Raw genomic sequence first — 11,577 nt, 5'->3', positions numbered from 1 at the left:
GGGATTTTATGCTTACCGGTGAACACACTATTTTAAGAGCCATTGAAAGAGCTGATCTAAAGCAGCTTATGGAATGGCGGAACCGCCCTGAATACCGCGTTTATTTCAGGGAATACAGGGAATTAAGCTGGGCCCACCAGCAGAACTGGTATGAAAAGCTGGTCATGAACGACCCCGGAACCAGAATGTTTTCCATCCTTGACCGCTCCGGGAGGCTGCTCGGTGCCTGCGGACTCTGCTACATAGACTTTGTCAACCGCAATGCCGACTTTTCGATCTACATCGGTGCTGACGACCTTTATATCGATGATGTTTATGCTGTGGACGCCTCAAAAACCCTGATCAAGTATGGATTCGAAGAACTCAATCTGGTGAAGGTCTGGGCTGAGATCTACGCCTTTGATACCAAAAAAACTGAAATGTTCACTAAGCTCGGATTTGAGCTTGAAGGCCGCCATAAAAAGACCCATTTCACCAATGGTGAATGGACAGATTCCCTGTTTTGGGGATTTTTTAACGATAAAGTTTAAATGCACACACCTTGAAATATAATTTCACCGGTCAGCATTTAATTTATATATTTACGGAGCATAGTAATGAACAGGAAGAATATACTCTTCATCAGCCGCGAAAGATGTGATTTATTTTTTATACAGGCTGTCAGGGAACTTGTTAAAGACCACAACATTATAGTTGTGACAAGCAGGCACAATCAAGATACATACGACAACATTGACGGTGTCACCATTGAGCCGTGGTACAACACAGATGAGATTATCAATATTTGTTCGCAAATGGACTCGCCCCCTGCTTCGAAAATTGAAAAAATTGAAAAAGAGCTTGGTACAAACTGTTATCAGTTTAACATCAACTATCTGCTTTATGATAAATTTGTCAGACGCTACATATCAAAACCGAGCAATACCAACAACGAATCGTACAACGAGCTTATCCCTCAACGCCTCCTGATTGAGTATGAGTACTTAAGTAAAATCATAAAAAGACATAATATTGATTATGCATTCTTTGAAACAATAGACCTTACCGACACCATGATCCTTGACGGTATGGCTAGAAACAAAACAATCAAACAGGCGTTTGCGCATGAGGTTAATCCCATTGGCGGCGAACTCAGGTTGCGCATTGTTACCGGGCAACACCGGAGAAGTCCCAAGATCGATCATGTGTATCACTCCAACAAATTGAATGAAGAAAGCATACGCTGGGCAGAACAGGCTATCGCCAAATATGAAAAAGAAAAACCCAACACCAAGTATGACAATTACCATAATGAATTGGCGACAATACTTCCTAAATATACTTTTTCGCAGATCATAGATAAGACCAAAAGGATGCTCAAAGGCGATTCTTTAGCTCCGGCATTTATCAGGCTGAAGAACAGACTTCTTTCAGCAAAATATTTCACAAATGAGTTGCCTAAAGGAAAAATCATTTCATATTTCCTTCAGCTTACTCCTGAAGCTTCAATGTGCTCTCAGGTTCCTGAATTTGCAAATCAGGAACACCTGATTGAGCAGATAGCAATCCATGGGAAATATGGATACACGGTAGCGGTCAAGGAACACCCTATCTGCTACGGGAACAGGGAACCTAAATTTTACAAGGAATTAAGCCAATTACCCAATGTAGTAATGCTGCCTCCCTCATTTCCGACAAGGGAAATCATCACCAGAAGTACAGCTGTTGTAGTTGCGACCGCAACATCTCCCGGCCTTGAAAGCCTCGGCACCGGTGTTCCTGTTGTCTGCCTAGGAGATCCCTTTTTTAATCTGTGTAAAAACACAGTAAAAATTGAAACTCCCTCCCAGCTCTGGGATGTCCTTGATGACCTGTCTGTTGATCACGATGAGCTTGTGAAGTTCGTAGCCGCAATGTACCAGGCAACATATGATCACCCTCAGTACGAAACTTTTAAGGATTTCGAAGAAAGAGAAGGAAGCGGAATAATCACAGCACAGGCTATTAAAGATGAAATCGCTTTGTATGAATCCGGAGCCCTGTAATGAACCTGCCGATAAAGCCATTTAAAAATAGATACCTTGCATTCATAGCAAGAAAAATAATACATTATACTTGCCCACAAGAGTTCTTTGTCCGCTATATGCGCAAGCAGAACAACCTGCTCGGCAAGGCCGCATATGCCTTAACATTCGATTTTGACTTTGAAAAAGATCTCGAGGTATTCCCTGAGCTTCTGGATAAACTGAAAAAACATGACATTCAGGCCGGCTTTGCCGTCATTGGAAAGTTTGTTGAAAAATATCCGGAAATACACAAACGTGCTGTTGATGAAGGCCACGAAATCATCAACCACACATACACCCATCCAGACAACCCGCACTGGGCACCGGAACGTTACTTCAATAAGCTCTCCTACGCTGAGCAGATAGAAGAGATAGAACGAGCCCACGAAACCTTTCAATCCATACTTGGAATTGAATGTGTGGGATTCAGAACCCCTCACTACGGGAGCCTTCATACCGAAAGCGTATATCCCATACTGGCAGAACTTGGCTACAAATACAGTAGCTCAACCGCAGCGTTCGCCTTCAAGGGGTACGGCTTCCCGACCGAGCATTCACACGGAATTATCGAAATACCGACAGGATGCAGCCTGAACTATCCCTTAGCCATCTTTGACTCGTGGAACATGCTTAGAAAAAAGAATCCGTTTCTCGGCAGTAATGAACTTTTTATTGATGAATTTCAGGAGACAATAAAATTCATTTCCAGATATGATCTTTTTTTGACGCATTACTTTGATCCATACGACATCGTCGAAGACAACAAGCTTGAGGAAATACTCAGTATTCTTTCTAACAACGATATCCAAACTGTATTATATAAAAACATTATAAACTAACGAACGTCTAGCGGGCGTCATATAAAGACACACTATGAACGATACACAAAACAACACTCCATTCGTTGATTTTTTCTGCAAATCAGTTCCATTTAATCTGGTTATGCTTCGGCGCAAGATAAAAGATACTTTTTTTCTGGACCCAAGATGCAATGAAATTGCCGAGACAGAGATTGGGGAATACATAAGAAGCAACATGGTACTCGGCAACTACAAATACTCTTTGTACTCTGATGTCAGCGGACATATTAAAGTAAGCAAAAAAAACAAAATGCTTTTTGTAAACATTGGTAAGAATGCGTCATCAAAAGTTCTACAGACTGCGATAGAAGAGCTTACGGGGAAAAAATTTTCCAATAGGGAAGAATACATGTGGTATCGAGATCACTGGTATGGACATGTTGAAAAAGAAATTAAGATTGAAAAGGAAATAACTTCACTAATTGCAGATCCATCCTACTTTAAATTCACATTTGTAAGAAACCCGTACAGTAGACTAGTCTCCGCATGGAAAAACAGGATTCAAGATAAATCGTCCATCATTCATAATATCGGCTACTATAGAGACATAAGAAAATACAGCTTTGCCCAGCTTGTTGACTTTCTCTATGAACATAAAGATGATTCTACCTACTTCGACAGGCACTGGTGGCCGCAGCACATAGCTATGTTCCATCCCCTGATTGAATATGATTTCGTGGGTAAAATTGAAAACTTCAATGGAGATTATGCATTCGTATTGAAAAAAATCAACGCCAGTGAAAATGCATTCAATTCTATTACTCAAAAAGTTAATGCTACAAAACCAAGCAGGCTCATGAGTTTTTATACAGATGAACTTCAGGCAAAAGTTTACGAAATCTATAAAAAAGATTTTGATTTGCTTGGCTATAGTTATGAATTACCACAATAATTAATTCCTTAAGCTAATTTTATAAAAGGGAACACCTGCATGAAATATGAATCTGAGCTGTCTTTTTGGCACCGTATGCCGGATGAAAACTTCCTGAAAACTGTTTTCTATCCAACATTCAACATCGACTGTTGTGATTGCTTCGGAACAGCTTCCCTCGAACCTTTTTTTTGCCATACATCAGATGCAGGACTTGCTGTTTCCAAAATGCTCTCAGCCTATCAGCTGCGCATTATCCACGGCCCGACCTGTCAAAACTACACAGAAGGCAAACTCAAAGCCTGGACAGAATACATGCTCAGATCTGCTCAGTCCGTTCAGGCTACATCCGTTTCTGTAACCCCTCCATACTACCATTTTATGGAGAACAAAGAGCTTAGTTCTCTTTTTGATAACATCTTTGATAGTATGGGGTTTGCCAAATCAGAGAAACACACTGTTGTTCTAGATATATCACAAGGCGAGGATTCCATTTTTAAAAATCTGAAATATGAAACCCGCCGAAGTGTCAGACGAGTTGCCGAGACTGCGATCAAGGTTGTTGACCTTCGCGACAAGACTCATGTTCGGAAATGGCAAGAGATCAAACAGCGGACCAACACCATTAACACCCAGAGGATCAAAAACATATCTTCCCTTGATCTGGATAATTACTCATATTTTGTGGCAGTCCTTGATGACGAGCCTCTGGCCTGGGCTGGAGTCAAGTGGGGCAAACAAGTCGGCTTTATTGAAGGAATAACCACGGAACCATCTGCCAGAAGGGATAAATCCAAAAGACTGGCAAACTACGCTTTGCAATGGCACATCATCAAGGAAGCCTTACGTCGTAAAGTTAAGTATTTCGATTATGCCGGTGCCGAACCTGACTCCGGCGACCCTAAAAAGGTCAACATAATGAAATTTAAACTTTCGTGGGGAGGGGAGCTCGTATCCTACACTCAGTACAATATAGAGCTTGATTTCATCAGAGCGAAGACCATCTCAGCGATTAAATTATGCAACAACTATAGAAAAGATCTTACTGAAAAATATCACAATTCCAAAAAGAAGTAGAATTAGTATGATTAAATATACTGAACTGGAAGAGTTGCTTAACAGCAAGACAGCAGACGGTTTTAAAATTCTCGAAGTCGGATCAAGGCCGGGATGCTACGAGTTCAAGCTCAATCAAGTGACTCACGTTGAATCAAATATTGATCCTTTAAATGGGCTTGATATTATAAATTCTGGTGATGCACTTCCTTTTAAGGATAACTCGTTTGATATGGTCTTCATGGTTGCAGTTGATTACTACGTTAAAAATCATGAACTGCTTATGATGGAATGCCATAGAGTCCTCAAAGGCGGCGGAAAACTGGTTATTGCCAGCTACAAGGAAAGCAACCTCAAACGGCAGGTTGCGGAGCAGGATATTGCAATCCATTCTTTTGGGCTTTCTAAATACCGTCAGGCATTCAGCGATGCCGGGTTCAAGGATTTCCGTGTAGAAACGATCATAAATAATCCCCCATTAGACTTTATCAAAAGAACAATGTGGCACTGCCTGCCACGATTCATTCTCAGACTTCGGTCTCAATGGAGGATATATTCAGGTATTAAATAAAAACCTGAAGCTAAACCGCCGGCTACTTGCCGGCAAACGGGGCTTGCGGTAGGTTAAGATCATGTTTTTTATGCAAAATACTGATTGAAATTCGCTCATTAGGATCTGTATCGTATTTCTCCATCCTGTTCGAAAAAGGAATTACAGAGGTAAGCGAATAAGACGGATGCCAGCTGAACATCTCTGAAAAGCGCATTTTGGTACTCAAGACGCCTTTTTTGTGCGTATATGAGTTCTGGTATGGAAAAGGCGGTTCAAAATCAATTATGACTAAAAATCCACCGTCTGCGAGTACCCTGTCAGCTTCTTTTGCTATTATGAAATAATCCTCAACGTCACACAGATACAGGCAGAAACCGAAAAGAACCACATCCATATGCCCATCCGGAAAAGGAAGTGAGTCAGCAGTACCCTGAAAAAGTTTGGCAGGTCCTGAATATGATTCAGTGGCCTTTTTTGAAGGATCAATTCCGAAATATTCTGTATCGGCCTGGCAGGAGGCGAGATAATCAAGTCTGTGTCCAGCTCCGCAACCGATTTCAAGGACACGGGAAGCTGATATTTCGGAAAGAAATTCCTGTACCTTACGGTCAATGAATTTTACCTCACCCGCACCTACATTCCGCCGGCTGTAAGCATCTCCTTCACACTGCATGAAGATTTCTTTCTGTTTAATCATATCAGTACCCCAAATAAATATCAGCCGCGATTCCTGACACTACGGAACCGCGGCTGATTCATTTCTAAACTAACTGCCTATCTTCTTGCAGCCACAATTATAGTTGTTGTCTACAATCTTAAGAGCAAGATTAAGTGCCTCAAGACCGTCTTCACCGGTCACCAGAGGCGACTCATTGTTCTCGCAACATTTCAGGAATGATTCAATCTCAACACGTAATGGCTCTCTTTTTTCGACTCTGAATCTGGTAAAATCGCCCTCGACAACACCAAATTTTGCCTTAAACCAGTCGCTCTGATTTTCATTCTGCTCTGCAGCGTAATTGGAATTGAAAGTCAGATTCTGATTAAGGTAGTCGACAGTAAACATGCCGTTTTCACCTGTGACGGAAATCTCACGTATTTTTGTGGGAGTAACCCAGTTGACATCAAGGATACCCAGGATTTCATTTTCAAATCTCAACAGCCCGAAGACGATATCTTCATTGTCGGTATTCATGACTTTTGAAATTTCAGCTGTCATGGAATGTACTTCCGACTGCGCGATATAACGCATCATATCAAGTTCATGGGTAGCGAGATCGCTTGCCACACCAACATCAGTGATACGTCCGGGGTATGGGGACTGTCGTCTTGAATGGATGGTGAAAATTCTTCCCAGTTGTCCGTCTGCAAGCCTTTCTTTCAATTGGGTAACAGCCGGGTTAAACCTTTCAATGTGCCCGACCTTCAGAATCCGGCCGACTTCTTTTGCTTTTTCAATCATTTCGCGAGCCTGCTCCACAGTCTTCGCAATAGGCTTCTCAACCATGACATGTATACCGGCATCAAGACAATCCATTGTGGCCTGATGGTGGTATGAAGTCGGAAGTGCAATAGTCACAGCGTCAGGCTTCTCTTTTTCAATCATTTCCCGGTAATCTGAATACGAGCGACCGCCGTAAAGGGCGCAGAGACGATCTGTCTGAGCGGAATCCCGGTCTACGACTCCAACGAGTTCCGAATCAACAATATCTGAATAAAGCCGAACATGATGCTGCCCCATGGCACCGGTCCCGATAACTGCTGTTTTCATTGATCTTTCCTTATAAATTTATGATATATTATTTAGACTTACAAAGCTGTATTTTGTTGATTGACAAATATCTATAGACTTAAAAATGAACCCGGTGAGTCCCTGTTTAGTGGAGTTACCCCACAAAGGCAATACATGCTGAAGCGATAAAACGCGCTTTTCCTTTCAACTGGAACTATTCAGCTGAATAGACAATTAATTTTCAGTCAAAGGATTACCAAACCGTGAAATCCATTCTTTGCCCAAAACAATTGCACCGTCACGGTTTAAATGATTGCTGTCCAGATACAAAGGAACACCATTCAATACGGGATCAAATCGCCCGTCTTCGGCTAAAATCCTGAGCAGCTTTTTAGGATCGATCACAATGATGTGAGGATACTCCTCCTTGATTTCATCAATGACACCGTCCTCAAATTTATGTCTATCCAGAATATCCGACCATAAGATACTAGTTTTCAATTTCGAATCAAATAGCAGATTCTTAACGTAGTTGACAGACAGCCGATCATTAACACACGGGATATCCTTGAATATCACTGGAGTAACGCCTTGATCAATCAGGAACTTTACCGTGTCATGCAATCCCAGATAGAAACTTCGCTTGTTGTTCTCTTCTACATTCTCACCACGCTTGAGGCTGTCGTGGACCATAAGCTCCGGACTCTTCAGGTTTGAAAAAATTCGTGAAGAATAAAAGGCAGCGATAAATACATATTTGACCTTTTTTTCTGTAACCAGTTTTTTCCAGTAATTATTCATAGCCCGTTTGTCTTTACGCAGCACTAGATTACCATGAACATCACGATCGTAAAAATCAACATTCGAAAGAAAAGGAGTGCTGTCGCGTGAAACCTGTAGGCCCTTGTACCCAAATGGATTACAGATCATTTCTACCATTGGCCTTATGGCGGTAGAATGTGAATCACCCACAAGTAGAACTTCAATGGGACGGGTCGAGTTGAAATTCCAGATGGTCTTTCTATTTTCAAGGTGCGAATCCGTAGGAGATCCTTTTCCCTGTTGTGCACCTTCATACGGAGAACCGACCATTGAAACAGCCTTGACCGCCTTAGACGTGTTGCCTGCATATCGCCCGGCATATCCATCTTCAATGGCCCCATAAAGATAAAACACGCTCAACATGGCAGGCACCAACACAAAACAGGTTAAAGCCGCTTTAAACGTCATTCTTGCTTTCCTGAGAGGCTGCTCAATTCCAAAATATGAAATTAAGGACAAACCGAAACTCAGAAGGAGAGCCGGAATCCGATAAGTATCAAAGGAATGCCCGGAATAGGCCAGCAGGGAAAAAACAGGCCAATGCCACAGATATAGCGAGTACGAAATTTTACCCACTCCTACAAAGGGAGCTGAGGAAAACAGCTTTTCCACAGGCGACGAATTGTTGTCAAAAGGGAGCAGCAAAAGAAGAGTCCCTAAACATGGGATAAACGCATTGATGCCTGGATAGGGCAACCCTTCCTTAAAGAAAAAATTTGCGTAGAGGATCAACCCGAAACCGATTAAGTGTGTCGACACAACAACAGGCTTTGCCCAGGTGGATTTAAGTGTAATGGGTTCCCTGATGATGAGGGCCGCCATTGCCCCCATAAAAAGCTCGTAAAAACGGGCAGGAATCATATAGAAGGCAAACTCAGGAAATTTGACTAAATACTCTGATAAAATAAAAAATGCTGTAAATGCTGTAAAGAGAATTGCTTTGTGGAATTTCTTTGGAATCAAAGTATATGCGAGCAGCAGAACGGCTGGCCATATGAAATAGAATTGTTCTTCAACAGACAGGGACCATGTATGTGTTAATGGAAATTCTTTTGAGGACCCTCTCCAATACCCACCGTAATATCTCCAAAAGAAATAGTTGGCCCAATATGTTAAAGATGCGAACTGGGCTTTGGCATAGCTTATCAGCTGATTGGGCATCAACATTTTATGCGCAGCCAGCGACGTAGCTCCGAGTACGACAATTAATGCCGGCAGAATTCTCCTGATGCGGCGCAGATAAAATGTCTTAAAACTGAACACACCCCGGTCAATCTCATTAACCATTATGGATGTAATTAAAAAACCGGAAATAACAAAAAAAACGTCTACCCCTACAAAACCTCCTTCAAAGAAGGGGATTTTCGCGTGAGATAGGACAACAAGCAAGACTGCAACGGCACGTAATCCGTCTATGTCTTTTCTATACGGAATAACACTCATACAAAACTGACTGTTCTAAATGACTTGGGCATTCACTGTTGATTACTAAAAAAAGAGAGCCGACCCTAAGGCCGGCCCTCTATATTTATCTACGTGGATCTAAATCCAGTAGCTGGTGCTTACTTGAAGCGGCTACGTACGATAGCAACCATGGGAGCAAGCATCAGGAGCAGCCATTCCAGACCGAAGCCAGCTGCGGGGTTGAATACACAACCGGAGGAGCTGGAGGAACCGGGAACGGAGCCGAGTACGACCGGGTCAACAATACCGTAGTTGGTGGAACTGTTGGTATCGTAGCTGCCGTTATCTTTAACAACCCAGTTTACGTAGTAGGTCTGAGTAGGATCAAGAATGGAATCGTTACCCATGTAGGTGTCACCGATGTTCTTGGAAACCCACCATACACCGTCAGTGGTAGTGGCAGCAGAGTCAGCGTAGGTCAGGTCTGCAACGGTAGAACCGTCGTTCATAACCTTGTAGAGACGCAGCTTCTGGATGTTACCACCAACACCTGTTACCTGGAAGGAAGCGGTGTAGTAGAATGCTTTGCTGCCCATCACACCGGAGGAAGTTACGGAGTAACCTTTAACGTCGGTGAGCGGGGTGAAGTCAGAGGGCAGGCCAGTCCACTGTGCGAGCAGAGTTTTCTGGGTGTAACCAGTGCTGTTACGGAGGTAGCGGCCGAGGTTCGCGCCGGTCATGGTAGCGTTATCCTGGTAGCCGGAGTTACCGATAGGAGCGGTAGTTGCTGCGGTGGGGATCAGGAATGCCAGCGAGCGGTAAGTAGCGTCAGTTGCAACGGTCTCGTAGATACCTACGGTGAACACTTTGTCAGCAGACTGCTTACCGTAAAAGTAACCGCGTACGGTCCTGCCGTCAGTGTCGTAGATAGTCATGTTGGACTGATCAATAGCGAACTGAGAGGTGGACTCAACAGCAACGGAATAACCGGTCAGAGACTGGTCAGCTTTAACCATACCTGCGGATACAGCACCGGCATCAGCGGTCAGAACACGTGCGTTACCGCGGAGGCCGAGGTTAGCGTCAACGCTGAACTGCATGATACCTGCGGTTGCGTTACCGAGTTCCTGGTTTTCAACACCAGAACCTGCGAATACGAGGTTGAATGCACGGCTCTTAACATCAGAATCGCCGAGGGTAGTAGCATCTTTAACCATCACAGCGAAGAGACGCTGGTCACCAGTGTCAACATAACCGGTGATCATGTTTTCATCAGCGTTGATGGTACCGTTCTGGATAAGGGTAAGATAACCGGCCTTGGCTTTAGCGAGGTGGAGGTAACCACCGGTGGTGCCTTTGGTCATACCGGTTGCGTTGTAGGTAGTGGAAGTTTTGCTGGTTCCATCGGTACCATTCTGCAGATAGTAAGCAACATTTACGTTGTCAGTACCGGTGAGAGCACCGATTTCAACCTGACCGTAGATAGTTACGGGCTGAGCTTTTCTGATACCGTATGCATAGAAGGACCAGGAAGTGTTAGCAGAGTTTTTGAAAGTACCGTTCTGGTAAATCATGGGCATGGAAACACCAAAACCAGGCCAGTTGGCGTAGATACCCTTCTTACCAGCAGCAACTGCTACAGCGGTGCTGTTGTAAGTAGAGTTAACAAGACCAACCATCATCTGGTAGTTACCGGCTGGAACGAAGTAAGTGGTAGAGTTCAGGGTGTTGTTACCGGGCTCGTAAGTAGTCAGACCGGAAACATTACCAAACAACTGGTCAAAATTGAGGTGCGGGTGGTTTGCAACGTTAGCGGTACCAAGAGAGTTGTTACCGAAGTCTCTCTGACGAGCAACAGAACCGTTGGTGAAAGAGATGGTACCGTTGAAGGAGCCTTCAGTCACGGCTGCTGAAGAGTTGACGTAAAAGAGGTCACTCTTAGTAGCACCAGAAAGGTTACTGGTAACGAAGACTACTGTACCCTGAGTTCTACCAAGAACTTTGGTGGTAGCGTTAAGGCCGAGGCCTGTAAAGTACAGGGAAGTACCGTTGTTACCTACACCGCCACCGTAGGTAGCACGGTCGCCACCGATGGAGCCGTTGTAGTAAGCCGGGAATTCAGCAGTAATTGCTGCGAATGCGCTGGATACGCAGAACACGAGCAGTACTGTAAAAATACCGATAAGTTTTTTCATAATGAAAAACTCTCCATGTTTGTTTGCGAATGCCTGAAA

10 protein-coding genes are annotated in these 11,577 nt (G+C 43.5%); 6 read left to right on the top strand and 4 right to left on the bottom strand.

Annotated elements, in window-relative coordinates; translation table 11 throughout:
- Positions 1–8: 8 nt before the first annotated feature.
- The 6 genes from FMS18_RS05515 (at position 9) to FMS18_RS05490 (ending at position 5,403) form a co-directional block, all read left to right on the top strand.
- Positions 9–530: a GNAT family N-acetyltransferase gene (locus FMS18_RS05515; protein ID WP_163292751.1), complete on the top strand. Its 522-nt coding sequence runs from the start codon at positions 9–11 to the stop codon at positions 528–530.
- 66 nt (positions 531–596) lie between these two features.
- Entirely contained in the window at positions 597–2,024 is a 1,428-nt protein-coding gene (locus FMS18_RS05510; protein ID WP_163292750.1) for a hypothetical protein, read from the top strand.
- Positions 2,024–2,884, top strand: a complete 861-nt coding sequence (locus FMS18_RS05505) for a polysaccharide deacetylase family protein (protein WP_163292749.1) — start codon at positions 2,024–2,026, stop codon at positions 2,882–2,884. Before FMS18_RS05510 ends, FMS18_RS05505 begins: the two co-directional genes overlap by 1 nt.
- Before the next feature lie 34 nt (positions 2,885–2,918).
- A complete protein-coding gene (locus FMS18_RS05500; RefSeq protein ID WP_163292748.1) occupies positions 2,919–3,797 on the top strand; it encodes a sulfotransferase family 2 domain-containing protein in 879 nt (292 codons plus the stop codon).
- A 39-nt stretch (positions 3,798–3,836) separates the two neighbouring features.
- Entirely contained in the window at positions 3,837–4,853 is a 1,017-nt protein-coding gene (locus tag FMS18_RS05495; protein ID WP_163292747.1) for a hypothetical protein, read from the top strand.
- 7 nt (positions 4,854–4,860) lie between these two features.
- Positions 4,861–5,403, top strand: a complete 543-nt coding sequence (locus tag FMS18_RS05490; RefSeq protein WP_163292746.1) for a class I SAM-dependent methyltransferase — start codon at positions 4,861–4,863, stop codon at positions 5,401–5,403.
- A gap of 22 nt (positions 5,404–5,425) precedes the next feature.
- Here the strand turns inward: FMS18_RS05490 and FMS18_RS05485 are convergent, their stop codons facing one another.
- The 4 genes from FMS18_RS05485 to FMS18_RS05470 all read right to left on the bottom strand — a co-directional run bounded on the left by FMS18_RS05485 (position 5,426) and on the right by FMS18_RS05470 (position 11,538).
- Positions 5,426–6,082 (bottom strand): class I SAM-dependent methyltransferase, encoded by a 657-nt coding sequence (locus tag FMS18_RS05485; protein WP_163292745.1) that lies wholly within the window; start codon positions 6,080–6,082, stop codon positions 5,426–5,428.
- A 69-nt stretch (positions 6,083–6,151) separates the two neighbouring features.
- On the bottom strand, positions 6,152–7,156 hold the full coding sequence (locus tag FMS18_RS05480) for a Gfo/Idh/MocA family protein (protein ID WP_163292744.1): 1,005 nt from the start codon (positions 7,154–7,156) through the stop codon (positions 6,152–6,154).
- Between the two features lie 195 nt (positions 7,157–7,351).
- Positions 7,352–9,382: an acyltransferase family protein gene (locus tag FMS18_RS05475; protein ID WP_163292743.1), complete on the bottom strand. Its 2,031-nt coding sequence runs from the start codon at positions 9,380–9,382 to the stop codon at positions 7,352–7,354.
- A 119-nt stretch (positions 9,383–9,501) separates the two neighbouring features.
- A complete protein-coding gene (locus tag FMS18_RS05470) occupies positions 9,502–11,538 on the bottom strand; it encodes a hypothetical protein (protein ID WP_163292742.1) in 2,037 nt (678 codons plus the stop codon).
- Positions 11,539–11,577: the final 39 nt, after the last annotated feature.

This window comes from Desulfovibrio sp. JC022, assembly GCF_010470665.1.
In the GTDB taxonomy this organism is placed as follows: domain Bacteria; phylum Desulfobacterota; class Desulfovibrionia; order Desulfovibrionales; family Desulfovibrionaceae; genus Maridesulfovibrio.
Note: the sequence above shows the minus strand (reverse complement) of the source record. Positions and strands in the feature narration are given on the sequence as shown.